This window comes from Streptomyces noursei, assembly GCF_001646665.1.
GTDB classification, from domain to species: Bacteria; Actinomycetota; Actinomycetes; order Streptomycetales; family Streptomycetaceae; genus Streptomyces; species Streptomyces lavendulocolor.
This window is the reverse complement of sequence record NZ_LWBU01000363.1, coordinates 169,502-194,488: the sequence shown is the minus strand read 5'-3', so window position 1 is coordinate 194,488 and position 24,987 is coordinate 169,502. Positions and strand designations below refer to the sequence as shown.

Sequence of the window (24,987 nt, the reverse complement as noted above, 5' to 3'; positions counted from 1 at the left end):
ATGGCCGGTCCAGCGTTCCGCGCCGCCGCCGTCCGGGTGCGCGTTCCCGCCACCAGCGCCAACCTCGGCCCGGGCTTCGACGCCTTCGGCCTGTCGCTGGGGCTGTACGACGACGTGGTCGTCCGGGTCGCCGACTCCGGGCTGCACATCGACATCGCCGGAGAGGGCGCCGACAACCTCCCGCGCGACGAGAGCCATCTGCTCGTACGCTCCCTGCGCACCGCCTTCGACCTGCTCGGCGGACAGCCGCGCGGCCTGGAGGTCGTCTGCGCCAACCGCATCCCGCACGGGCGGGGCCTGGGCTCCTCCTCGGCCGCCATCTGCGCCGGCATCGTCGCCGCCCGCGCGGTGACCATAGGCGGCGACGCCCGGCTCGACGACGCCGCGCTGCTGGAGCTGGCCACCGAGATCGAGGGCCACCCGGACAACGTCGCCGCCTGCCTGCTCGGCGGCTTCACCCTCGCCTGGACCGAGGGCGGCGCCGCCCGGGCGATCAGGATGGACCCCGCCGATTCCATCGTTCCGGTGGTTTTCGTCCCCGGTAAGCCGGTCCTCACCGAAACCGCCCGCGGCCTGCTGCCGCGCACCGTCCCCCACGTCGACGCCGCGGTCAACGCCGGCCGCGCCGCGCTGCTCGTCGAGGCCCTGACCAGGCGCCCCGAGCTGCTGCTCGCCGCCACGGAGGACCGGCTGCACCAGGAGTACCGGGCCCCCGCGATGCCGCAGAGCATCGATCTTGTGAACCGACTGCGTGCGGACGGCGTCCCCGCGGTCATCTCCGGTGCGGGCCCCACGGTGCTCGCGCTGGCCGAGGACGGCACGGCGGAGAAGGTCGCGCGGCTGGCGGGCGAGGGCTGGGCGGCCAACAGGCTGGCCCTCGACGTCCCGGGCGCGAGCGTCCTGCCGCTCGCCCCGTAGTGCACGGTTGCCGGTGTTGGAGAGGGGGAATGTTTGTTGGAGCCGGTAGTGTTAACCTCGAATCTGCACCCGACGTCTTTGTGGCGCGGTGCTGAGTGTCCCCATCCGGGACCACCATTCTTCCGGGAGCCTCCTCCACTGCCTGAGCAGCCTGCCTGAGCAGTTTCGAGCACGCTCCGGAACCGGCGCGCGACACCCCTCGCTTTTCCCAGGAGCGGGCCGAGCAGGGGGCCTCGGGCCGGAACCCAGCACGTCTTTTCTTCTCCGCCGTACCCGGCGGGACCACCGCCCCGACTCGGTCCACCGATCAAGGACCGCCGTCGGACAGCACAACCGGTCGCCGAGCCAGAAGGCCGACGTCCGCTCCAGGGAAGGACCCTTCGTGAGCGACACCACCGATCTGATGGGCGTGACTGCCGACAACAGTGTCGACACCACCGCGCCCGCCGCAGGTGCTGCCACTGGCACCACGTCACGGCGCCGCCGCTCCGGCACCGGCCTCGAGGGCATGGTCCTGGCCGAGCTGCAGCAGGTCGCGTCAGGCCTCGGCATCAGGGGCACCGCGCGCATGCGCAAGAGCCAGCTGATCGAGGTCATCAAGGAGGCGCAGGCCGGAGGCGGCGCCTCCGCGCCGAAGACCGCCGACGCGGCCGGTGCCGCCGAGACGAAGCCGAAGCGCCGCGCCACCTCCAAGGCCCGTACGGGCGACGACGCCGCCAAGGCCGTCGACAAGACCGCCGTCGCGGCCGACAAGGCCGTCGAGACGTCCGCCGGGAAGGCGGACAAGGTCGTGGCGCAGCAGCAGATCGAGATCCCCGGTCAGCCCGCCAGCGACGACCAGCCCGTCGGCGAGCGCCGCCGCCGCCGCGCCACCGCACCCGCCGGCAGCCCCGAGGGCGACGTCCGCACCGAGGTGCGCACGGACGTCCGCACGGAGGCCAGGACCGACACCAAGGCCGACGGGCAGTCCGAGGCCAAGGCCGAGGCGTCCGCCGACACCGCCGAGGGCAGCCGCCGCGACCGCCAGCGCGACCGCGGTGACCGTGGCGACCGCGGTGACCGTGGTGAGCGCCGGGACCGTCAGCGCGACCGTCAGCGCGACCGCGGCGGCAAGGGCGACGACCAGCAGGGCGGCCAGCGCCAGCAGCGCCAGGGCGGCCAGCAGGGCGGCCAGGCCGGCCCGCAGGACGACTTCGACGACGAGGGCGGCCGCCGCGGGCGCCGCGGCCGGTACCGCGACCGCCGCGGCCGTCGTGGCCGCGACGAGTTCGCGACCGGTGAGCCGCAGGTCTCCGAGGACGACGTCCTGATCCCCGTCGCGGGCATCCTGGACATCCTCGACAACTACGCGTTCATCCGGACCTCCGGCTACCTGCCGGGCCCGAACGACGTGTACGTCTCCCTCGCCCAGGTCCGCAAGAACGGCCTGCGCAAGGGCGACCACATCACCGGTGCCGTGCGCCAGCCTAAGGAGGGCGAGCGCCGCGAGAAGTTCAACGCGCTGGTCCGTCTGGACTCGGCCAACGGCATGGCCGCCGACTCCGGCCGGGGCCGTCCCGAGTTCAACAAGCTGACCCCGCTCTACCCGCAGGACCGCCTCCGTCTGGAGACCGACCCGGGTGTGCTGACCACGCGGATCATCGACCTCGTGTCGCCGATCGGCAAGGGCCAGCGCGGCCTGATCGTGGCCCCGCCGAAGACCGGCAAGACCATGATCATGCAGGCGGTCGCCAACGCGATCACCACGAACAACCCCGAGTGCCACCTGATGGTCGTCCTCGTCGACGAGCGTCCGGAAGAGGTCACCGACATGCAGCGGTCGGTCAAGGGCGAGGTCATCTCCTCGACCTTCGACCGTCCCGCCGAGGACCACACCACCGTCGCCGAGCTGGCCATCGAGCGCGCCAAGCGCCTCGTCGAGCTGGGTCACGACGTGGTCGTCCTGCTGGACTCCATCACCCGCCTGGGCCGCGCGTACAACCTCGCGGCGCCCGCCTCCGGCCGCATCCTGTCCGGTGGTGTCGACTCGACCGCGCTCTACCCGCCGAAGCGCTTCTTCGGTGCCGCGCGCAACATCGAGGACGGCGGCTCGCTGACCATCCTGGCCACCGCGCTGGTCGACACCGGCTCGCGCATGGACGAGGTGATCTTCGAGGAGTTCAAGGGCACCGGCAACATGGAGCTCAAGCTCGACCGGAAGCTCGCCGACAAGCGCATCTTCCCGGCGGTGGACGTCGACGCGTCCGGCACCCGCAAGGAGGAGATCCTGCTGGGCAGCGACGAGCTCGCCATCGTCTGGAAGCTGCGCCGGGTGCTGCACGCGCTCGACCAGCAGCAGGCGATCGAGCTGCTGCTCGACAAGATGAAGCAGACGAAGTCGAACGCCGAGTTCCTGCTCCAGATCCAGAAGACGACCCCGTCCGGCAACGGCGGCGACTGACGCCGTATCAGCAGGACATAACGGACCGCCCCGTCACTTCGGTGACGGGGCGGTCTCGCTTTCACGAATTTCTCACCCGCCGCTGGTCAACCAGCACTTGACAGGCGTAGCATCCTCGCATCGACGTGGGGGGATTCCACCGCGCAGCAAGAGCCGAGGCCAGGGGGGTTTTCCGGCTCGCTGCCCGTGTGCCGGCAGAGCCCGCCACCGTCATGGATTTCTTCCGGCGCGGCGGTCGCGCTGCGCCGGGTCGACCCAAGGGGTTTACCTAGTGCAGATACGCACGCGCGGCGGCCGTCACCGGCGCCGTATGACACTGGCGCTGCCGGCCGCTGCCGCAGTCGTCGCCCTGGTGGGAGCGGGCATCGCGGTCACCGGCTCGGACTCCGCGGAGGCCGGCGAGGCGCCGCGGATCAGCATGGACACGCAGAAGCCCGCCGAGCCCTCCAAGCAGGAGCTCCGCCAGCGCACCATCAAGGCGATGAAGGGCGACGCGACCAGCGAGCGTTCCCTGGTCAAGCAGCCCGACGCCGCGGCGGCCGACAGCACCGGCAGCGCCCCGAGCGCGCGCATCATCGGCGGCTCGACGACCACCATCTCCACCGCGCCCTGGATGGCGCAGCTCCACTTCAGCGACAGCACCGGCGCGGGCTACTTCTGCGGCGGCGTGGTCATCGCCCCGACGAAGGTCGCCACCGCGGCGCACTGCGTCAAGGGCATCAAGTGGTACGAGGACGGTGCGGTCATCACCGGCACCGACAAGGTGCCCACCGAGAACGCGGACGGCAGCTGGGACTTCCACGGCGGCACCGTGTTCGGCGCCTACCGCCAGTGGAACCACCCCTCGTACAGCCCGTACACGCTCGACGGGGACGTCGCCGTCCTCACCCTCACCTCGCCCACCACCGCCAAGCCGCTGCCGCTCGCGCAGCCGACGGACGGCGCGCTGTACCAGGCGGGCCTGGACGGCAAGGTGTACGGCTGGGGCCGCACCAGCTCCACCGAGCCCAACAGCGGCTCGCCCACGCTGAAGGTGGCCGACGCCGACATCGTCTCGGACACCGCGTGCGGCGCCGCCTACCCGGACGGCTTCATCAAGGGCCACATGCTCTGCGCGGGCGCGGCGCCGACCGGCAGCGACGAGACCAGCGAGACCACCTGCAACGGTGACTCCGGCGGCCCGCTGGTCGTGAGCGGCCGGCTCGTCGGCATCGTCTCCTGGGGCGACGAGAACTGCTCCGCCGCCGGCAAGTACGGCGTGTACGCGAAGGTCTCCACGTACTCCGCCTCGCTCCAGTCCCGCGTCGACGACGCCAACTGGAACAACGACCACGCGGCCGACCTGCTGACCCGCCGCACCTCCGACTCCACGCTGTTCGGCTGGAACTCGAAGATCAGCTCGCTGAGCCGTACCTACAACATGGGGTACTTCGGCGGCTACACCCTGGCGCTGCAGACGGACCTCGACCGCGACGACAACGAGGACATGCTGACGCGCTACAACGGCAGCGTCTACTGGGACCACTGGGTCCCGGCGCTCGGCGAGTGGCAGTCCAAGCTCGTCGCCACGGGCTGGGGCAAGCACAAGGCGATCGTCGCCCCCGGCGACGTCACCGGTGACGAGCTGCCCGACCTGGTCACGGTCGACTCGGCCGGCACCATGCGCGTCTACCCGGGCCGCGGCAACGGCGGCTTCAACGCCCCCGTCACCGTCGGCACCGGCTGGGGTTCGTACACGATGGTCCGCGGTCACGGTGACTTCACCAACGACGGCAAGGCCGACATCTTCGCCCGCGCCACGGACGGCAAGACCTACCTGTACAAGGGCACCGGCGTCGCCACCAAGCCGTGGTCCGCGCCCGTCCTGGTCGCCGCCTTCGGCTCGATGAACGCCCTCGCCACCACCGGTGACGTCAACAGCGACGGCGTCGCCGACGTCCTGGCCCGCGACACCACCGGCAAGCTCTGGCTGTACCCGGGCAAGGGCAACGGCGGCTTCAACACCCGGGTGGCGTTCGGCACCGGCTGGCAGGCCTACAACCTGTTCGGCTGACCGACCCTCCCGGCAGCCGGGGAACGTGCGACGTTCGCCACGTCCGGGACGGCTCGTCCACGAGCCGCCCCGGGCCCCCGGCCCTCCGGAAACCGCAGGTGAACCACGATCTGTGCCCATCGCGCCCCGGCGCGGTGGGCACAGCGCGTTCTCCGGGAGTCCTCGGCCCGCCGTGCAACCCTTTGGGCCGCTTCCCCGTCTGACAGGCCACACGGTGCCTGATCACCACAGCTGGGGGTAGCGGAACCAGCGAGGACTGAGGAGAACATGGCCGAGCAGGGCAGCAGCAGCCGAATACGCGCCACGGGACGCCGTCGCAGGCATCCCGGGAAGAGCCGCAGGGCGCTCACCGTCGCCGCGTGGTCCGCCGCCGGACTGGTGATGGTCGGCGGGTGCGGCCTCGGATACGTGTACTTCACGCTCAACGGCAACATCGAGAGCGTCGACATCAACGCCCAGCTGCGGGACGACGACCGTCCGCAGAACGTCGACAACGGCTCCCTGGACATCCTGGTGCTGGGCTCCGACACCCGGGCCGGCGCCAACGGCGAGTACGGCAGGGACGAGGGCGCCGCCCGCTCCGACACGGCGATGATCCTGCACGTGTACGAGGGCCACAAGAAGGCCGCCGTCGTCTCCGTACCCCGCGACACGATCGTCGAGCGCCCCGACTGCACCGACCGGACCGGCAAGGCCGCCCCCGGGCAGCGCAAGGCCATGTTCAACACGGCGTACGAGGTCGGCGGCCCGGCCTGCGCGGTCAAGACCGTCGAGACGATGTCCGGCATCCGCATGGACCACTACATCGAGGTCGACTTCACCGGCTTCAAGAAGCTCATCGACGAGCTGGGCGGCGTGGAGATCACCACCACCGAGCCGATCAAGGACAGCAGCAGCCACCTCGACCTGGCCGCCGGCCCGCACACGCTCACCGGCGAGCAGGCCCTGGGCCTCGTCCGCACCCGCAAGGGCGTCGGCGACGGCAGCGACCTCGGCCGGATCCAGCTCCAGCAGGCGTTCATGAAGGCCTTCATCGAGCAGGCCAAGAGCGTCGGCGTCTTCACCAGCCCCAAGAAGCTCTGGGACCTCGCGGACACCGCCACCAGGGCTATCAAGCCCGACTCCGAGCTGGACTCGGTCAAGGAGCTGGCGGACTTCGCGGGCGGCCTGAAGCAGCTCGGCGCGAACGACGTCGACATGATCACGCTGCCGGTGCGGTACGACCCGGCCGACCTCAACCGCGTCATACCCCTTCAGGCCCAGTCCCGCCAGGTGTGGGCCGCCCTGAAGGCGGACCGGCCGATCCCCGCCTCCGCCACGAAGGACACCGCCAAGGGACAGGCCGACGGCGTCGTGAAGTAGCCCCCCCGGGGGCCCGGAATAGATCCGGCCACCCCCCGGTTTTGGGAGATACGGCCGGTCCTGGCAGACTGGTACGTCGGCCCCGGTTCACGCACGCGCAGCCCGCGCGGGCGACCCGGCGCCCTCCCGAAACTAGGAGACACCTTGAAGCGCGAGATCCACCCCGAGTACGTCGAGACGCAGGTCAGCTGCACCTGTGGCGCCTCGTTCACCACCCGTAGCACCATCCAGAGCGGCAACATCCGCGCCGAGGTCTGCTCCGAGTGCCACCCGTTCTACACGGGCAAGCAGAAGATCCTCGACACCGGTGGCCGCGTGGCCCGCTTCGAGGCCCGCTTCGGCAAGAAGGCTGCCGGCTCCTCCAAGTAGCGAGCCACCGCGCCGGTCTCCGGCCGCCCCGCGTGTCGGGGTGGCCGGGACCGGCGCTTTGCCGTCTTCCACAGCAGCCACATCCGCGAAACCAGGAGCCCCCGATGTTCGAGGCGGTCGAGGAACTGATCGGCGAGCACGCCGATCTCGAGAAGAAGCTTGCCGACCCTTCGGTCCACGCCGACCAGGCCAACGCCCGCAAGCTCAACAAGCGCTACGCCGAGCTGACCCCGATCGTCGGCACGTACCGCTCCTGGAAGCAGACCGGCGAGGACATCGAGACCGCCCGCGAGTACGCGCAGGTCGACCCCGACTTCGCCGCCGAGGTCAAGGAGCTGGAGAAGCAGCGCGAGGAGCTGACCGACAAGCTGCGGCTGCTGCTCGTCCCGCGCGACCCCAGCGACGACAAGGACGTCATCCTGGAGATCAAGGCGGGCGCGGGCGGCGACGAGTCCGCCCTGTTCGCCGGCGACCTGCTGCGCATGTACCTGCGGTACGCCGAGCGCGTCGGCTGGAAGACCGAGATCATCGACGCCACCGAGTCCGAGCTGGGCGGCTACAAGGACGTCCAGGTCGCCGTGAAGACCAAGGGCGGCAACGGCGCCACCGAGCCCGGCCAGGGCGTCTGGGCACGGCTGAAGTACGAGGGCGGGGTGCACCGCGTGCAGCGCGTGCCCGCCACCGAGTCGCAGGGCCGCATCCACACCTCCGCCGCCGGTGTCCTCGTGACGCCCGAGGCCGAGGAGATCGACGTCGAGATCCACGCCAACGACCTGCGCATCGACGTGTACCGGTCCTCCGGCCCCGGCGGCCAGTCCGTCAACACCACCGACTCCGCCGTCCGCATCACCCACCTGCCGACCGGCATCGTCGCCTCCTGCCAGAACGAGAAGAGCCAGCTCCAGAACAAGGAGCAGGCCATGCGCATCCTGCGCTCCCGGCTCCTCGCCGCCGCGCAGGAGGAGGCCGAGAAGAACGCCGCCGACGCGCGCCGCAGCCAGGTGCGCACCGTCGACCGGTCCGAGAAGATCCGGACGTACAACTTCCCGGAAAACCGGATCTCGGACCACCGGGTCGGCTTCAAGGCGTACAACTTGGACCAGGTGCTCGACGGAGAGCTCGACGCGGTGATCCAGGCGTGTGTCGACGCCGACTCCGCCGCGAAGCTCGCCGCCGCCCAGTGACACCGGCGACCCCCACCCCGTGACCGACCCCGCAGCCCGGAGGACCAGCGTGCAGCAACATTTTGGGGGGCGACCCCCAAGCCCCCGCAGTGTGCTGCTTGCCGAGGTGGCCCAGGCCACCCAGCGGCTGGCCGACGCCGGCGTGCCCTCCCCGCGCTTCGACGCGGAGGAGCTCGCCGCGTTCGTGCACGGCGTCAAGCGGGGAGAGCTGCACAACGTCAAGGACGCCGACTTCGACGCCCGGTACTGGGAGGCGATCGCCCGCCGCGAGGCCCGCGAACCGCTCCAGCACATCACCGGCCGCGCGTTCTTCCGGTACCTGGAGCTCCAGGTCGGGCCCGGCGTCTTCGTGCCGCGCCCCGAGACCGAGTCGGTCGTCGGGTGGGCCATAGACGCCGTACGGGCGATGGACGTCGTCGAGCCGCTCATCGTCGACCTGTGCTCCGGCTCCGGCGCCATCGCGCTCGCCATGGCCCAGGAGGTCCCGCGCTCCCGTGTGCACGCCGTGGAGCTGTCCGAGGACGCCCTGGTGTGGACGCGCAAGAACGCCGAGGGGTCCAGGGTCACCGTCCACCAGGGCGACGCCCTGACGGCCCTCCCGGAGCTCGACGGCCAGGTCGACCTGGTCATCTCCAACCCCCCGTACATCCCGCTCACCGAGTGGGAGTACGTCGCGCCCGAGGCCCGCGACCACGACCCGGAGATGGCGCTCTTCTCCGGCGAGGACGGCCTCGACACCATCCGCGGCATCGAACGCACCGCCCACCGGCTGCTGCGCCCCGGCGGCCTCGTCGTCGTCGAGCACGCCGACACCCAGGGCGGCCAGGTGCCGTGGATCTTCAACGAGGAGGCCGGCTGGACGGATGCCGCCGACCACCCCGACCTGAACAACCGCCCGCGCTTCGCCACCGCGCGCAAGGCGACGCCATGACAGAGCACGTGTACGAGGAGGCCCGCTGATGGCACGGCGATACGACTGCAACGACGCGACCGACCGCACGACCGGCCTCCGCGAGGCCGCGTCCGCCGTCCGCCGCGGCGAGCTCGTCGTGCTGCCCACCGACACCGTGTACGGGATCGGTGCGGACGCCTTCAGCCCGGAGGCCGTCGCGGACCTGCTGGACGCCAAGGGCCGCGGCCGCAACATGCCCACCCCGGTCCTGATCGGCTCGCCGAACACCCTGCACGGCCTCGTCACGGACTTCTCCGAGCAGGCCTGGGAGCTCGTCGACGCCTTCTGGCCGGGCGCCCTGACGCTCGTCGCCCGGCACCAGCCGTCGCTCCAGTGGGACCTCGGCGACACCCGCGGCACCGTCGCGATCCGGATGCCGCTGCACCCGGTCGCCATCGAGCTGCTCACCGACGTCGGCCCGATGGCCGTCTCGTCCGCCAACCTGACCGGCCACCCGGCGCCGGAGGACTGCGACGCCGCGCAGGGCATGCTCGGCGACTCCGTCTCCGTCTACCTGGACGGCGGCCCCACGCCGGGCATCGTCCCGTCGTCGATCGTCGACGTCACCGGCAAGGTCCCGGTCCTGCTGCGGGCGGGCGCCCTCTCCGTCGACGAGCTGCGCAAGGTGGTACCCGACCTCGAGGTGGCCAATTGACCGCCCCTGAGGGGCGTGGCATAGGCACGGATACGTCGTTCCGCATCCTCCACGTCAGCACCGGCAACGTCTGCCGCTCGCCGATCACCGAGCGGCTGACCCGCCATGCCCTGTGCGACCGGCTGGGCGACCCGCTGGGCGGCGGCCTGATCGTGGAGAGCGCCGGCACCTGGGGCCACGAGGGCGCCCCCATGGAGGCCAACGCCGAGATCGTCCTCGCCGACTTCGGCGCGGACGCGAGCGGCTTCGTCGGGCGCGAACTGCTCGACGAGCACGTCATCCGCGCCGACCTGGTGCTGACGGCGACCCGCGACCACCGGGCCCAGGTCATCTCGATGGGCCACTCGGCGGGGCTGCGCACCTTCACCCTGAAGGAGTTCACCCGCCTGGTACGGGCCATAGATCCGGCCACCCTGCCCGACCCCGCCGACGACGGCATGGTCGAGCGCGCCCGTGCCCTGGTCCGCGCCGCCGCGGCGCTGCGCGGCTGGCTCCTCGCCCCCAGCGCGGAGGCGGACGAGGTCAACGACCCGTACGGCGCCCCCATCACCTTCTTCCGCTCCATCGGCGAGGAGATCCAGCAGGCCCTGGACCCGGTCGTCACGGCCCTGACGGGCGTCCCCACGAAGCACTGAGGCACCGGCCGGTGGCGTCCGGTCCCGCCGGACGGAGTACGGCGCAGCGCCGCGAAGCCGGCGAGGCCCCCGGGGCCGAGGGGTGCGAGGGGCGCGTCGGGGATGGGCTCCGGCAGGCCCTGGACCCGGTCGTCACGGCCCTGACGGGCGTCCCCACGAAGCGCTGAGGCTTATCGCCCCCCACACCCCGGCAGGGCGCCCACGCGGTCGTCACGGCCCCTGACGGGTGCTTCCGCCCGGCGGCGGGGGCGGGGCGGGCCTACATTGGGTGTGACGGGGCCCGCCCACGCCTGGAGCCACTGATGCCGGTCACCGCTGCTGCCGCCGACGTGCGCGAGACGAACGCGCACGGGGCGGACGTCGACGTCCTGCGACGGCAGGACCCCGAGATCGCCGACGTGCTGGCGGGGGAGGGGCGGCGGCAGGCCGACAGCCTGCAACTGATCGCCGCCGAGAACTTCGTCTCGCCCGCGGTGCTGGCCGCGCTCGGGTCGCCGCTCGCCAACAAGTACGCCGAGGGCTACCCCGGCTCCCGCCACCACGGTGGCTGCGAGTACGCGGACGCCGCCGAGCGGATCGCCGTCCGGCGGGCCACCGAGCTGTTCGGCGCCGAGCACGCGAACGTCCAGGCCCACTCCGGCTCCTCCGCCGTCCTCGCCGCCTACGCGGCGCTGCTGCGGCCGGGCGACACGGTGCTGGCCATGGGTCTGGCGTACGGGGGGCACCTCACGCACGGGTCGCCGGCGAACTTCTCCGGCCGCTGGTTCGACTTCGTCCCCTACGGCGTGGACGCCGAGTCGGGGCTCATCGACTACGAGCAGGTCCGGGTCCTCGCGCACGAGCACCGCCCGAAGGCGATCGTGTGCGGCTCGATCTCGTACCCCCGGCACATCGACTACGCCGAATTCCGCGAGATCGCCGACGAGGTCGGGGCGTGCCTCATCGCCGACGCCGCCCACCCCATGGGGCTGGTGGCCGGCGGGGCGGCGCCCAACCCGGTCCCGTACGCGGACGTCGTCTGCGCGACCACGCACAAGGTGCTGCGCGGCCCCCGCGGCGGGCTGCTCCTGTGCGGCGCGGAGCTGGCCGAGCGCATCGACCGGGCGGTGTTCCCGTTCACGCAGGGCGGCGCGCAGATGCACACGATCGCCGCCAAGGCGGTGGCCTTCGGGGAGGCGGCGACGCCGGCGTTCACCGCGTACACCCATCGGGTGGTGGCCAACGCGCGGGCGCTCGCCGACGCCCTGGGCCAGGAGGGCTTCGCCATCACCACCGGCGGCACCGACACCCACCTGATCACCGCCGACCCGGCGCCCCTGGGCAGCGACGGACGGGTTGCCAAGGCCCGGCTCGCGGCCGCGGGCATCGTCCTGGACACCTGCGCCCTGCCGTACGGGGACGGCCGCGGCATCCGGTTCGGCACGGCGGCCGTGACGACGCAGGGGATGGGCGCGGCCGACATGGAGCGGATCGCCGCGCTGTTCGCGGCGGCCCTGCGCGAGGACCCCGACTCGGCCGGAAGGGTCCGCTCCGAAGTGCGTGAACTGGCCGACCGATATCCACCGTATCGGGGGTAGAAGGACCCCCGTGCAACCGTTCACGACACCCGTGTGTCCATAACCATGGGGGCGGCGGAGCTAGGGTGTGGGGCTGAGATGGCCAGCGATTCCTGTGGGGCAGCCCGTGCGTGATTACCTGCTGACGCTCTGTGTCACGGCCGCGGTGACCTATCTGCTCACCGGTCCGGTGCGGAAGTTCGCCATCGCGGCCGGAGCGATGCCGGAGATCCGCGCCCGCGACGTGCACCGAGAACCGACGCCGAGGCTCGGCGGCATCGCCATGTTCTTCGGGCTGTGCGCGGGACTGCTCGTCGCGGACCACCTGCCGAACCTCAACAGCGTGTTCGAGCTGTCCAACGAGCCGCGCGCGCTGCTCTCCGGGGCCGCCCTGATCTGGCTGATCGGCGTCCTGGACGACAAGTTCGAGATCGACGCCCTGATCAAGCTCGGTGGCCAGATGATCGCCGCGGGCGTCATGGTCATGCAGGGCCTGACGATCCTGTGGCTGCCGATCCCGGGCATCGGCACGGTCGCGCTCACCCAGTGGCAGGGCACCCTCCTGACGGTCGCCCTGGTCGTCATCACCATCAACGCGGTCAACTTCGTCGACGGTCTCGACGGCCTGGCCGCCGGCATGGTGTGCATCGCCGCCGCCGCGTTCTTCCTGTACGCCTACCGGATCTGGTACGGCTTCACGATCGAGGCCGCGGCCCCGGCGACGCTGTTCGCCGTGATCCTGATGGGCATGTGCCTGGGCTTCCTGCCGCACAACATGCACCCGGCGCGCATCTTCATGGGCGACTCCGGCTCCATGCTGATCGGCCTGGTGCTGGCCGCCTCGGCCATCTCGATCACCGGCCAGGTCGACCCGGACGCCCTGAAGATCTTCGAGGGTTCGACCCGGGAGGCCACGCACGCCGCGCTGCCGGTCTTCATCCCGCTGCTGCTGCCGCTGACGATCATCGCCATCCCGGTGGCGGACCTGGTGCTGGCGATCGTGCGCCGCACGTGGAACGGCCAGTCGCCGTTCGCGGCCGACCGCGGGCACCTGCACCACCGGCTGCTGGAGATCGGCCACTCGCACAGCCGGGCCGTGCTGATCATGTACTTCTGGTCGGCGCTGATCGCCTTCGGGACGCTGGCCTACTCCGTGCACTCGGCGTCGATGTGGATCGTGCTGGTGATCGTCGCGCTGAGCGCCATCGGCCTGGTGCTCCTGCTGCTGCCGCGCTTCACCCCGCGCGCCCCGCGCTGGGCCGAGTCGTTCGTCCCGCCGCGCTACCGCCGCCGCGCGGTGCGCCCGGCGGCGCCCGTCGCCGGATCGCCGGCGCCGTCCGGCGACGAGGACGACGAGCGCGTGCCCGTTCCCGCGGGGGTCAACGGGGCGACCGCCCTCAGTGCCCTTCCCGAGCTCCCCGACCGGCGGAAGGCCGGAACGCGCGGTTGACGGAAACGTAGGACCGGGCCATTACCAGACAAACCATCCCGGCGTCCTGCACACACGCGCAGGGTCACTCTCATGTGTGAGAGTCAGCACACCTCAGGGTAAAGACCTCATCAAATAGTTTGTGATACCGTTCACGAGACCCGGCGACAGAGCCGAAGGACCGTAGTGCGACGGTTCCTCGGACCCCGAGAGCACGCCTCGGACCGGGCTTACGCTCGTCCATGACGACACCACTGCCCCCACCAGCAAGCGGAGATGCCGCCATGCCGTCCAATGACGTCCGCACCCTCCTGCAGACCGCCGTACCCACCCTTGCCGTCGGCGCGATCGCGACCGTCGTCAGCGGTGTGGTCGCCGGTGGCAAGGGGGCGATCGGCGCCGTCGTCGGGACGCTCGTGGTCGTCCTCTTCATGGGGGTGGGCCTCGTGGTGCTCCAGCGGACGGCGAAGTCGCTGCCGCAGCTGTTCCAGGCCATGGGGCTGATGCTCTACACGGCCCAGCTGCTGCTGCTCTTCATCTTCCTCGCCTTGCTCAAGGACACCACGCTGTTCGACTTCAAGGCGTTCGCGTTCACCCTGCTCGCGGCGACCGTCGTCTGGGTCGCGGCCCAGGCCCGCGCCTACATGAAGGCCAAGATCCTCTACGTCGAGCCCACGTCCGACAAGGGCGCCAAGCCCGAGAAGACGGGGCAGTCGACGTGAGGGGTAGGGCCGGGATAAATGCTCGTTCGCGTTGCTGCTATCGTCCGGTGCCAACTGCGGCACTGCGGGCGCGGCCATCCGAGCTGACGCCTGTTCCAGCGCGAGGCTCGACGCCGAACCGCCGCCCCCCATCCGTAAGACCAGTCCAGTGCCGACCCGCGGCTGCGTGCCGCGCCGACACAACGAGGTTGCCGTACCTATGCGCCACGCTGAAGGAGCCCGCGGTGAGTGCTGACCAGACGCTTGCCTTCGACCCGAGCTGTCACCTCTTCATCGAGGGATGTGGCTTTCCGGCACCGGGCCTCCACACCTTCCTGTACGAGCCCATCGCCACCATCGGCAGCTTCGAGTTCACGAAGCCGATGCTGCTGGCCCTGCTCGGATCGATCGCGATCGTCGCGTTCTTCTGGGCGGCCTTCGCGAAGCCGAAGCTCGTCCCGGGCAAGCTGCAGATGGTCGGTGAGGCCGGGTACGACTTCGTGCGCCGCGGCATCGTCTACGAGATCATCGGCAAGAAGGACGGCGAGAAGTACGTCCCCTTCATGGTGTCGCTGTTCTTCTTCGTCTGGATCATGAACCTCTGGTCGATCATTCCGCTCGCCCAGTTCCCGGTCACCTCGCTGATCGCGTTCCCGGCCGGCCTCGCCGCCGTGGTGTACGTGATGTGGGTCAGCCTGACCTTCAGGAAGCACGGCTTCGTCGGCGGCTGGAAGAACATCCTCGGCTACGACAAGTCCCTCGGCGCGATCCTGCCGCTGATCATGGTGCTCGAGTTCTTCTCGAACCTGATCATCCGGCCGTTCACGCATGCGGTGCGACTCTTCGCGAACATGTTCGCCGGCCACCTGCTGATCGTCATGTTCTCCCTGGCGACCTGGTACCTGATGAACGGCCTCGGTTTCGTCTACGCCGGCGCCTCGTTCGTCATGGTCATCATCATGACGGCCTTCGAGCTCTTCATCCAGGCCGTTCAGGCGTACGTCTTCGTGCTCCTGGCCAGCAGCTACGTCCAGGGCGCGCTCTCCGAGCACCACTGAGCGGGCCTCGGCCCAGCCCAACCCCCTACCAACAGACGTCCGGTGGCCAACCCCCACCGGGTCCTTGAAAGAGAAGGAAGAACCGGCATGTCCGCTCTCGAGACTCTCGCCGCTGTCAACGGAAACGTCGCCTCCATCGGCTACGGTCTGGCCGCGATCGGCCCCGGCGTCGGCGTCGGCATCATCTTCGGTAACGGCACCCAGGCCCTCGCCCGTCAGCCCGAGGCGGCCGGCCTGATCCGTACCAACCAGATCATGGGTTTCGCCTTCTGTGAGGCGCTCGCCCTCATCGGCATCGTCATGGGCTTCGTCTACAAGTAAGCCGGACCGACAGCCCAACCCCTTTCACGGAAGGCACTGATGTGAACGCTCTGTTCCTTGCGGCGGCGGAGGAGCCTCAGAATCCTCTGCTCCCGCATCTCGACGAGCTCGTCATCGGCCTGATCGCCTTCGCCATCGTCTTCGGCTTCCTCGCCAAGAAGCTCCTCCCGAACATCAACAAGGTTCTGGAGCAGCGCCGCGAGGCGATCGAGGGCGGTATCGAGGAGGCCGAGGCGGCCAAGATCGAAGCCCAGAGTGTGCTGGAGCAGTACAAGGCTCAGCTCGCCGAGGCCCGCCACGAGGCCGCGCGGCTGCGTCAGGAGGCGCAGGAGCAGGGCACCGCGATCATCCAGGAGATGAAGGCGGAAGGCCAGCGCCAGCGCGAGGAGATCATCGCGGCCGGCCACGCCCAGATCGAGGCCGACCGCAAGGCCGCGGCGACCGCGCTGCGCCAGGACGTGGGCAAGCTCGCCACCGACCTGGCCGGCAAGCTGGTCGGCGAGTCCCTCGAGGACGTCGCCCGCCAGAGCCGCACCATCGACCGCTTCCTCGACGAGCTCGAGGAGAAGGCCGAGGCCGCCCGATGAACGGAGCGAGCCGCGAGGCACTGGCTGCCGCGCGCGAGCGCCTCGACGCGCTGACCGACAACACGTCGGTCGACGTGGCGACGCTCGCCGGTGAGCTGGCCGCCGTTACCGCGCTGCTCGACCGCGAGGTGTCGCTGCGTCGGGTCCTGACCGACCCGGCGCAGGCCGGCGAGGCCAAGGCCGCGCTGGCCACGCGACTGCTGAGCGGTCAGGTGGGCGGGGAAGCCGTCGACCTGGTCTCCGGCATGGTCCGGTCCCGCTGGTCGTACTCGCGTGACCTCGTCGACTCCCTCGAGGAGCTGGCGAACACCGCGGACCTCACCGCGGCGCAGCAGGCCGGCGCGCTCGACGACGTGGAGGACGAGCTGTTCCGGTTCGGCCGGATCGTGTCGTCCAGCACCGAGCTGCGGGCCGCGCTGACCGACAAGGCGGCCACCGGCTCCGCCAAGAGCGAGCTGCTGCGCAGCCTGCTCGGCGGGAAGGCGAACCCGGCCACCGAGCGGCTGATCGTGCGTCTCGTGACCCAGCCCCGGGGACGTAGCCTGGAAGCGGGACTCGAGTCCCTGTCCAAGCTCGCCGCGGCGCGCCGGGACCGGATGGTCGCGGTCGTCACCTCGGCGGTGCCGCTGAGCGACCAGCAGAAGCAGCGCCTCGGCGCCGTGCTGGCCAAGCTGTACGGCCGCCAGATGCACCTGAACCTGGACGTGGACCCCACGGTCCTCGGCGGGATCACGGTGCGGGTCGGCGACGAGGTCGTCAACGGCACCGTCGCCAGCCGTCTCGACGAGGCGGCCCGGCGACTCGCCGGCTGACCAGCACAACCCAAAAAGCGTTACCTACGGCCCGGTTGGGCCGTGCAGAGGATGCAGAAGTTCTGGGGGGAGCCCCCAGATCCCCCAAAGATACTTCGGGCCCAACAAGGAGAGCAGGGAACCCAGATGGCGGAGCTCACGATCCGGCCGGAGGAGATCCGGGACGCGCTGGAGAACTTTGTCCAGTCGTACAAGCCGGACGCGGCCTCGCGCGAGGAGGTCGGTACGGTCAGCCTTGCCGGCGACGGCATCGCGAAGGTCGAGGGTCTGCCCTCGACCATGGCGAACGAGCTGCTGAAGTTCGAGGACGGCACCCTCGGCCTCGCCCTCAACCTCGAGGAGCGCGAGATCGGTGCCATTGTCCTCGGTGAGTTCAGCGGCATCGAGGAGGGCCAGTCGGTCACCCGCACCGGCGAGGTCCTGTCCGTCGCTGTCGGCGAGGGCTACCTGGGCCGGGTCGTCGACCCGCTCGGCACCCCGATCGACGGTCTCGGCGAGATCGCGACCGAGGGCCGCCGCGCCCTCGAACTGCAGGCACCCACGGTCATGCAGCGCAAGTCGGTGCACGAGCCGATGGAGACCGGCTACAAGGCCGTCGACGCCATGACCCCGATCGGCCGTGGTCAGCGTCAGCTGATCATCGGTGACCGTCAGACCGGCAAGACCGCCCTGGCCGTCGACACGATCATCAACCAGCGCGACAACTGGCGCTCTGGCGACCCGAAGAAGCAGGTCCGCTGCATCTACGTCGCCATCGGCCAGAAGGGCTCCACCATCGCGTCCGTGCGCGGCGCGCTGGAGGAGGCCGGTGCCCTGGAGTACACGACCATCGTCGCCGCCCCGGCGTCCGACCCGGCCGGCTTCAAGTACCTGGCGCCCTACACCGGCTCCGCCATCGGTCAGCACTGGATGTACCAGGGCAAGCACGTCCTGATCATCTTCGACGACCTGTCGAAGCAGGCCGACGCCTACCGTGCCGTCTCCCTGCTGCTGCGCCGCCCGCCGGGCCGCGAGGCCTACCCGGGTGACGTCTTCTACCTGCACTCGCGTCTGCTGGAGCGCTGCGCCAAGCTCTCCGACGACATGGGCGCCGGTTCGATGACGGGTCTGCCGATCGTCGAGACCAAGGCCAACGACGTCTCGGCGTTCATCCCGACCAACGTCATCTCCATCACCGACGGCCAGTGCTTCCTGGAGTCCGACCTGTTCAACGCCGGCCAGCGTCCGGCCCTGAACGTCGGTATCTCGGTCTCCCGCGTCGGTGGCTCCGCCCAGCACAAGGCGATGCGCCAGGTCTCCGGCCGTCTGCGCGTGGACCTCGCCCAGTTCCGCGAGCTGGAGGCGTTCGCCGCCTTCGGTTCCGACCTGGACGCCGCGTCGAAGGCGTCGCTGGAGCGCGGTAAGCGCATGGTGGAGCTGCTGAAGCAGCCCCAGTACCAGCCGATGGCGACCGAGAACCAGGTCGTCTCCGTCTGGGCCGGCACCACGGGCAAGATGGACGACGTCCCGGTCGCGGACATCCGCCGCTTCGAGAGCGAGCTGCTGGACTTCCTGCACCGCGAGCACAAGGGGCTGATGACCTCCATCCGCGAGGGCGCGAAGATGTCCGACGACACCCTCACGGCCGTCGCCGACGCCATCGCCGCCTTCAAGAGGCAGTTCGAGACCTCGGACGGGAAGCTGCTGGCCGAGGACGCCCCGGCCGCCGCCAACGTCTCGAAGTGACGACGGAAGGGACCTGACTCATGGGAGCGCAGCTCCGGGTCTACAAGCGTCGCATCAAATCCGTCACGGCGACCAAGAAGATCACCAAGGCGATGGAGATGATCGCCGCCTCGCGCATCGTCAAGGCGCAGCGCAAGGTGGCGGCCTCGACGCCGTACGCGACCGAGCTCACCCGCGCGGTCACCGCGGTGGCCACCGGGTCGAACACCAAGCACCCGCTGACCACCGAGACGGACAACCCGACGCGGGCCGCGGTTCTGCTCATCACGAGCGACCGCGGTCTGGCCGGCGGTTACTCGTCCAACGCCATCAAGGCCGCGGACCAGCTCACCGAGCGGCTGCGCGGCGAGGGCAAGGAGGTCGACACGTACATCGTCGGCCGCAAGGGTGTCGCCTACTACGGCTTCCGCGAGCGCAAGGTCGCGGAGTCGTGGACGGGCTTCACCGACAGCCCGAGCTACGGGGACGCCAAGAAGGTCGCCGCACCCCTCATCGAGGCCGTCACCACGGAGACGGCCGAGGGCGGGGTCGACGAGCTGCACATCGTCTTCACGGAATTCGTGTCGATGATGACGCAGACGCCCGTGCAGAACCGGATGCTCCCGCTCAGCCTGGAGAAGGCTGCGGAGGAGACGGGGACCAAGGGCGAGATCCTTCCGCTGTTCGACTTCGAGCCGTCGGCCGAGGACGTCCTCGACGCCCTGCTGCCGCGGTACGTCGAGAGCCGCATCTACAACGCACTGCTGCAGGCCGCCGCTTCCGAGCACGCCGCCCGCCGCCGCGCGATGAAGTCGGCGACCGACAACGCCGGAGACCTGATCAACAGCCTCTCCCGGCTTGCCAACGCGGCCCGCCAGGCCGAAATCACCCAGGAAATCAGCGAGATCGTCGGTGGCGCGAGCGCCCTGGCCGACGCGACCGCGGGGAGTGACAAGTAATGACCACCACTGTTGAGACGGCCACGGCGACGGGCCGCGTCGCGCGGGTCATCGGCCCGGTCGTCGACGTGGAGTTCCCCGTCGACGCGATGCCGGAGATCTACAACGCGCTGCACGTCGAGGTTGCCGACCCGGCCGAGGACGGCAAGAAGAAGACGCTGACCCTGGAGGTCGCCCAGCACCTGGGTGACGGCCTGGTCCGCACCATCTCGATGCAGCCCACCGACGGTCTGGTCCGCCAGGCCGCGGTGACCGACACGGGCGCCGGCATCTCGGTCCCCGTCGGTGACTTCACCAAGGGCAAGGTGTTCAACACCCTCGGTGAGGTGCTGAACCACCCCGAGGAGAACGCCAACGTCGGTGAGCGCTGGCCGATCCACCGCAAGGCCCCCGCCTTCGACCAGCTCGAGTCCAAGACCGAGATGTTCGAGACCGGCCTGAAGGTCGTCGACCTTCTCACCCCGTACGTCAAGGGTGGAAAGATCGGTCTGTTCGGTGGTGCCGGTGTCGGCAAGACCGTGCTGATCCAGGAAATGATCATGCGTGTCGCCAACCTCCACGAGGGCGTCTCCGTCTTCGCGGGCGTCGGTGAGCGCACCCGTGAGGGCAACGACCTCATCGCGGAGATGGAGGAGTCCGGCGTTCTGGACAAGACCGCCCTGGTCTTCGGCCAGATGGACGAGCCCCCGGGCACCCGTCTGCGCGTCGCCCTGGCCGGTCTGACCATGGCGGAGTACTTCCGCGATGTGCAGAAGCAGGACGTGCTCTTCTTCATCGACAACATCTTCCGGTTCACCCAGGCCGGTTCCGAGGTGTCCACCCTGCTCGGCCGTATGCCGTCCGCGGTGGGTTACCAGCCGAACCTGGCCGACGAGATGGGTCTGCTGCAGGAGCGCATCACCTCGACGCGTGGTCACTCGATCACCTCGATGCAGGCGATCTACGTCCCCGCGGACGACCTGACCGACCCGGCCCCGGCCACCACCTTCGCCCACCTCGACGCGACGACGGTTCTCTCCCGTCCGATCTCCGAGAAGGGCATCTACCCGGCCGTGGACCCGCTGGACTCCACGTCCCGGATCCTGGACCCGCGCTACATCTCCGAGGACCACTACGCCGCGGCCACCCGCGTCAAGGGGATCCTGCAGAAGTACAAGGACCTCCAGGACATCATCGCGATCCTCGGTATCGACGAGCTGGGCGAGGAGGACAAGCTCGTTGTCCACCGTGCCCGTCGCGTCGAGCGCTTCCTGTCCCAGAACACCCACGCGGCGAAGCAGTTCACCGGCGTGGACGGCTCGGACGTGCCGCTCGACGAGTCGATCGCCGCGTTCAACGCGATCTGCGACGGTGAGTACGACCACTTCCCCGAGCAGGCCTTCTTCATGTGCGGTGGTCTCGAGGACCTCAAGAAGAACGCCAAGGAGCTCGGCGTCTCCTGAGTCCCGTGACTCGCGAAGGGGGGCGGGCGCGTCCCGCCCCCCTTCGTACGCCCCTTGTGTGACCCGAGGGGCCCGGCGTGACCACGCCGGGCGCCCTACTAGACTTATGACCCAACACCCGGCACACGCCGGGTGGTGACCCGAGGAGCCACCCTTGGCTGCTGAGCTGCACGTCGAGCTGGTCGCCGCGGACCGGAGTGTCTGGTCCGGCGGGGCCACCCTGGTCATCGCGCGCACCACGTCCGGCGACATCGGCGTCATGCCCGGCCACCAGCCGCTGCTCGGTGTGCTGGAGTCGGGCCCGGTGACCATCCGTACGAGTGAGGGCGGGACTGTCGTCGCCGCCGTGCACGGCGGTTTCATCACGTTCGCGGACAACAAGCTTTCGCTGCTCGCCGAGATCGCCGAGCTGGCGGAGGAGATCGACCCCCAGCGCGCCGAGCGCGCGCTGGAGCGCGCGAAGGCCGAGTCGGACGCCGCCGCCGAGCGGCGCGCCGATGTCCGGCTCCGCGCGGTGGCGGTGCGATAGCGCACCGCGCCGACAGTTGTGCCCTCAGCCGCGGCCCGGTCTGGAATCATCCAGACCGTGCCGCGGCTGAGGTCGATGCAGGTGCAGGTTGTATTTCGTTGAACGAACGATGCGAGGAGGTCGGTGGAGATGTTCCTCGCTCTGCTGGTGAGCGCCCTGGTCGTCGCCCTGGTGGTGATCGGGCTCTTCGTGTTCGGGCTGCGCCGGCGGCTGATCCAGCGCTCCGGCGGCACCTTCGACTGCAGCCTGCGCTGGACCGTCCCCGACGCCGGTGACGGTTCCCCCGGCTCCGCCGGGGGGACCCCCAGCGGCAAGGGGTGGGTGTACGGCGTCGCCCGTTACAGCGGCGACCGGGTCGCCTGGTTCCGCGTCTTCTCCTACGCGCCCCGCCCGCGCCGCGTCCTGGAGCGTTCCGGCATCGAGGTGCTGGCCCGCCGGATGCCGGAGGGCGAGGAGGAGCTGGCGCTCCTCTCCGACTCGGTGGTGCTGGGCTGTCTGCACCACGGGCGCCATCTGGAGCTGGCGATGAGCGAGGACGCGCTCACCGGCTTCCTCGCCTGGCTGGAGGCGGCGCCTCCCGGGCAGAGGGTCAACGTGGCGTGAGCGCGGACGTACCCCGCGTAGGGGCGGGGGAGTGCCATGTCTGGTTCGCCGACGCCGTCCACGTACCCGCGCTGCTCGCCCTCCTGGACGACCGGGAACGGGCCCGCCACGACGCCTTCGTCCGGGCCGGTGACCGCGCGCTGTACCTGACCGCGCACGCCCTGGCGCGGCAGCTCGTCGCGGCGCAGCTGGGCGTCGGGCCGCCCGCGGTGCGGCTCACCCAGGAGTGCCGGCACTGCGACCGGCCGGAGCCGCACGGGAAGCCCGGGGTGGCGGACGCGGACCTGGAGCTGTCGTGGTCGCACTCGGGCGGCCGGGTGGCGGTCGCGCTGTCGCTCGCCGGGCCGGTGGGCGTGGACATCGAGGAGGTCGCCGCCGAGGGCCGGGCCGCGGAGCTGGCGGCGACGGTGCTGTCGGCGGTGGAGCGGGCCGAGCTGGAGCGGTTGCCGGCGGCGGAGCGGGCGGCGGGTTTCATCCGCTACTGGGCGCGGAAGGAAGCGGTCCTCAAGGCGACCGGGGACGGGCTGATGGTGGAGCCCGCCCTGCTCACGGTGAGCGCGCCGGACGCGCCGGCCGCGCTGCTGGAGTGGCGGGAACGGGCGGAGCCGCACCTGCCGGTGCGGCTCCGTGATCTCGACGCGGGCGACGGCCACCGCGCGGCGGTCGCCGTCCTGGGGGCCGAGTGCCCGGTGGTGCTGCACGAGGCGGTGTACGGCGGGGACGGCACCTTGCGCCATCCCCGCCGCGGGGTGGTTACTTCAGCCCGTTGCTGATGGCGCTGACGAGTTCGCCGTTCGCGGTGTCACCGCTGAACTCCCAGAAGAACGCGCCGCCCAGGCCCTGGTTCTTCGCCCAGCCCATCTTGGACGTGACGGTGGCCGGGGTGTCGTAGCTCCACCAGTTGGTGCCGCAGTGCGCGTACGCGGTGCCGGCGACCGTGCCGTTGGCGGGGCAGGAGTTCTTCAGGACCTTGTAGTCCTCGATGCCCTGCTCGTACGTGCCCTGGGCCGGGCCCGTCGCGGTGCCGCCCGGCTCCTTCTGCGTGACGCCGGTCCAGCCGCGCCCGTAGAACCCGATGCCGAGGAGCAGCTTGGTGGACGGGACGCCCTTCGCCTTGAACTTGGCGATCGCCTCGGCGGAGTTGAATCCCGCCTGCGGGATGCCCGGGTACGAGGTGAGCGGGGAGTGCGGGGCCGTCGGGCCCTTCGCCGCCCAGGCGCCGAAGAAGTCGTACGTCATGACGTTGAGCCAGTCGTAGTACGGCGCGGCGCCGCCGTAGTCGGCGGCGTCGATCTTGCCGCCGGAGGAGGCGTCCGCCGTCACGGCGGCGGTGACCAGGTTGTTGGCACCGAACTTGGCGCGCATGGCCTGCATCATGTTCTTGAAGGAGGCCGGCCCGCTGGTGTCACAGGTCAGACCGCAGGCGTTGGGGTACTCCCAGTCCAGATCGATGCCGTCGAAGACGTCGGCCCAGCGCGGGTCCTCGACCAGGTCGTAGCACGACTGGGCGAAGGCGGCGGGGTTCTGCACGGCCTGGCCGAAGCCGCCGGACCAGGTCCAGCCGCCGAACGACCACAGCACCTTGATGTGCGGGTACTGGGCCTTCAGCTTGCGCAGCTGGTTGAAGTTGCCGCGCAGCGGCTGGTCCCAGGTGTCGGCCTTGCCGTCGACGGACTGGTCGGCGGTGTAGGCCTTGTCGTAGTCGGCGTAGGCGTCACCGATGGTGCACTTGCCGTTCTGGACGTTGCCGAAGGCGTAGTTGATGTGCGTGATCTTCTGCGCCGAGCCGGACGTCACCAGGTTCTTGACGTGGTAGTTGCGCCCGTAGACGCCCCAGTTGGTGAAGTAGCCGAGGTTGACCTTGGCGCCGGGGCCCGGTCCGGGGTCGGTGCCGCCGCCGGTGGTGCGCACGGCGCGGGCGCCGCTGACGGGGCCGGTCTGGTCGGCGGTGTCCCGCGCCTGGACGCTGTACGAGTAGTCCGTGCCGGCGGTCAGGGCGGTGTCGGTGTACGTCAGGCCGGTGACCGTGGCGACCTTGGCGCCGTCGCGGAGCACGTCGTAGTTCTTGACGCCCTTGTCGTCGGTGGCCGCGGTCCAGGTGAGCTTCACCGAGGTGTCGGTGATGTCGGACGCGGCGGGGGTGCCGGGCGCGGAGGGCGCGGTGTCACCGGGGACGGTGGGGCCGCCGTCGCAGGAGCCGCCGTTGAGCTTGCAGCCCGTGGGCGATCCGGTGCCGGTGCCGTTGAACCCGAAGGAGACGGAGGCGCCGGGGGCGAGGGTGCCGTTCCAGCCGACGTTCTTGGCGGTCCAGTGGGTGCCGCTGCTGGTGACGGTGGCGTCCCAGGCGGAGGTGACCGACGTGCCGGAGGGGAAGTCCCACTCGACGGTCCAGGAGGAGAGGGTGGTGGTACCGGTGTTCTTCACCGTCCACCGGCCCTCGAAGCCGGAGCCCCAGTCGGAGGCCTTGGTGTACGTGGCGGTCGCCGAGGTGGCCGCCTGGGCGGGGGAGGCGAGGCCGACCATGGCGGCCAGCGGCAGCAGAAGGGCGGTCAGCCCGGCCGTGGCTCTGGCTCGGAACCTCGTTCTGCGCGGAAGTGCTTGAGTGCTCAACGGTGCTCCTCAAGTTGCGGACGGGGGAAGGTGGGGGTTCGCGTCCGGATACGTGAAAGGTGCGCGCCGTGAGCGTAGGAAGGTCTGGACCAATCGTCAATAGGTCCA

The 24,987-nt window shown here is 70.4% G+C and carries 23 protein-coding genes; 22 read left to right on the top strand and 1 reads right to left on the bottom strand.

Features of this window, described 5'->3' with window-relative positions:
• The 22 genes from thrB to A4V12_RS25905 all read left to right on the top strand — a co-directional run bounded on the left by thrB (position 1) and on the right by A4V12_RS25905 (position 23,042).
• Positions 1-918: a homoserine kinase gene (gene thrB, locus A4V12_RS26010; RefSeq protein WP_064071845.1), complete on the top strand. Its 918-nt coding sequence runs from the start codon at positions 1-3 to the stop codon at positions 916-918.
• A gap of 382 nt (positions 919-1,300) precedes the next feature.
• Positions 1,301-3,358, top strand: a complete 2,058-nt coding sequence (gene rho, locus A4V12_RS26005) for a transcription termination factor Rho (RefSeq protein ID WP_064071844.1) — start codon at positions 1,301-1,303, stop codon at positions 3,356-3,358.
• A gap of 310 nt (positions 3,359-3,668) precedes the next feature.
• On the top strand, positions 3,669-5,411 hold the full coding sequence (locus A4V12_RS26000; protein WP_064071843.1) for a trypsin-like serine protease: 1,743 nt from the start codon (positions 3,669-3,671) through the stop codon (positions 5,409-5,411).
• 267 nt (positions 5,412-5,678) lie between these two features.
• Positions 5,679-6,773 (top strand): LCP family protein, encoded by a 1,095-nt coding sequence (locus A4V12_RS25995; RefSeq protein WP_064071842.1) that lies wholly within the window; start codon positions 5,679-5,681, stop codon positions 6,771-6,773.
• 144 nt (positions 6,774-6,917) lie between these two features.
• On the top strand, positions 6,918-7,142 hold the full coding sequence (gene rpmE, locus A4V12_RS25990; RefSeq protein WP_064071841.1) for a 50S ribosomal protein L31: 225 nt from the start codon (positions 6,918-6,920) through the stop codon (positions 7,140-7,142).
• A 104-nt stretch (positions 7,143-7,246) separates the two neighbouring features.
• Positions 7,247-8,326, top strand: coding sequence for a peptide chain release factor 1 (prfA, locus tag A4V12_RS25985; RefSeq protein WP_064071840.1), 1,080 nt, complete (start codon positions 7,247-7,249; stop codon positions 8,324-8,326).
• Positions 8,327-8,375: 49 nt separating this feature from the next.
• Positions 8,376-9,257, top strand: coding sequence for a peptide chain release factor N(5)-glutamine methyltransferase (gene prmC / locus A4V12_RS25980; protein ID WP_199831389.1), 882 nt, complete (start codon positions 8,376-8,378; stop codon positions 9,255-9,257).
• A 28-nt stretch (positions 9,258-9,285) separates the two neighbouring features.
• A complete protein-coding gene (locus A4V12_RS25975) occupies positions 9,286-9,933 on the top strand; it encodes an L-threonylcarbamoyladenylate synthase (RefSeq protein ID WP_064071839.1) in 648 nt (215 codons plus the stop codon).
• Positions 9,930-10,568, top strand: a complete 639-nt coding sequence (locus tag A4V12_RS25970; RefSeq protein ID WP_064071838.1) for a protein-tyrosine-phosphatase — start codon at positions 9,930-9,932, stop codon at positions 10,566-10,568. Before A4V12_RS25975 ends, A4V12_RS25970 begins: the two co-directional genes overlap by 4 nt.
• A 302-nt stretch (positions 10,569-10,870) precedes the next feature.
• The gene (glyA, locus tag A4V12_RS25965) at positions 10,871-12,145 is read left to right on the top strand and encodes a serine hydroxymethyltransferase (RefSeq protein WP_064071837.1); all 1,275 of its coding nucleotides are present in this window, start codon (positions 10,871-10,873) and stop codon (positions 12,143-12,145) included.
• A gap of 106 nt (positions 12,146-12,251) precedes the next feature.
• Complete coding sequence (locus A4V12_RS25960; protein ID WP_064071902.1) at positions 12,252-13,574, top strand: MraY family glycosyltransferase; 1,323 nt, start codon at positions 12,252-12,254, stop codon at positions 13,572-13,574.
• Between the two features lie 263 nt (positions 13,575-13,837).
• Positions 13,838-14,275, top strand: a complete 438-nt coding sequence (locus A4V12_RS25955) for a hypothetical protein (RefSeq protein ID WP_064071836.1) — start codon at positions 13,838-13,840, stop codon at positions 14,273-14,275.
• Between the two features lie 224 nt (positions 14,276-14,499).
• On the top strand, positions 14,500-15,312 hold the full coding sequence (gene atpB, locus A4V12_RS25950; protein ID WP_064071835.1) for a F0F1 ATP synthase subunit A: 813 nt from the start codon (positions 14,500-14,502) through the stop codon (positions 15,310-15,312).
• An 87-nt stretch (positions 15,313-15,399) separates the two neighbouring features.
• On the top strand, positions 15,400-15,633 hold the full coding sequence (atpE, locus tag A4V12_RS25945) for an ATP synthase F0 subunit C (protein WP_010474382.1): 234 nt from the start codon (positions 15,400-15,402) through the stop codon (positions 15,631-15,633).
• 41 nt (positions 15,634-15,674) lie between these two features.
• Positions 15,675-16,220, top strand: a complete 546-nt coding sequence (locus A4V12_RS25940) for a F0F1 ATP synthase subunit B (protein ID WP_064071834.1) — start codon at positions 15,675-15,677, stop codon at positions 16,218-16,220.
• On the top strand, positions 16,217-17,032 hold the full coding sequence (locus A4V12_RS25935) for a F0F1 ATP synthase subunit delta (RefSeq protein ID WP_064071833.1): 816 nt from the start codon (positions 16,217-16,219) through the stop codon (positions 17,030-17,032). The genes A4V12_RS25940 and A4V12_RS25935 overlap by 4 nt, the downstream gene beginning before the upstream one ends.
• A 126-nt stretch (positions 17,033-17,158) precedes the next feature.
• Entirely contained in the window at positions 17,159-18,757 is a 1,599-nt protein-coding gene (gene atpA / locus A4V12_RS25930; RefSeq protein ID WP_064071832.1) for a F0F1 ATP synthase subunit alpha, read from the top strand.
• A 20-nt stretch (positions 18,758-18,777) separates the two neighbouring features.
• Positions 18,778-19,695 carry a F0F1 ATP synthase subunit gamma gene (locus A4V12_RS25925; RefSeq protein WP_064071831.1) on the top strand — a complete coding sequence of 306 codons (918 nt, stop codon included), beginning with the start codon at positions 18,778-18,780 and terminating at the stop codon, positions 19,693-19,695.
• Complete coding sequence (atpD, locus tag A4V12_RS25920; protein ID WP_064071830.1) at positions 19,695-21,137, top strand: F0F1 ATP synthase subunit beta; 1,443 nt, start codon at positions 19,695-19,697, stop codon at positions 21,135-21,137. The genes A4V12_RS25925 and atpD overlap by 1 nt, the downstream gene beginning before the upstream one ends.
• A 154-nt stretch (positions 21,138-21,291) precedes the next feature.
• Positions 21,292-21,666, top strand: a complete 375-nt coding sequence (locus A4V12_RS25915) for a F0F1 ATP synthase subunit epsilon (RefSeq protein ID WP_064071829.1) — start codon at positions 21,292-21,294, stop codon at positions 21,664-21,666.
• A gap of 123 nt (positions 21,667-21,789) precedes the next feature.
• Complete coding sequence (locus A4V12_RS25910; protein WP_064071828.1) at positions 21,790-22,269, top strand: DUF2550 domain-containing protein; 480 nt, start codon at positions 21,790-21,792, stop codon at positions 22,267-22,269.
• Positions 22,266-23,042: a 4'-phosphopantetheinyl transferase family protein gene (locus tag A4V12_RS25905; RefSeq protein WP_064071827.1), complete on the top strand. Its 777-nt coding sequence runs from the start codon at positions 22,266-22,268 to the stop codon at positions 23,040-23,042. The genes A4V12_RS25910 and A4V12_RS25905 overlap by 4 nt, the downstream gene beginning before the upstream one ends.
• On the opposite strand, the gene A4V12_RS25900 is transcribed toward A4V12_RS25905, so the two are convergent.
• Positions 23,023-24,879 (bottom strand): glycosyl hydrolase family 18 protein, encoded by a 1,857-nt coding sequence (locus A4V12_RS25900; protein WP_079137345.1) that lies wholly within the window; start codon positions 24,877-24,879, stop codon positions 23,023-23,025. The genes A4V12_RS25905 and A4V12_RS25900 overlap by 20 nt on opposite strands.
• Positions 24,880-24,987: the final 108 nt, after the last annotated feature.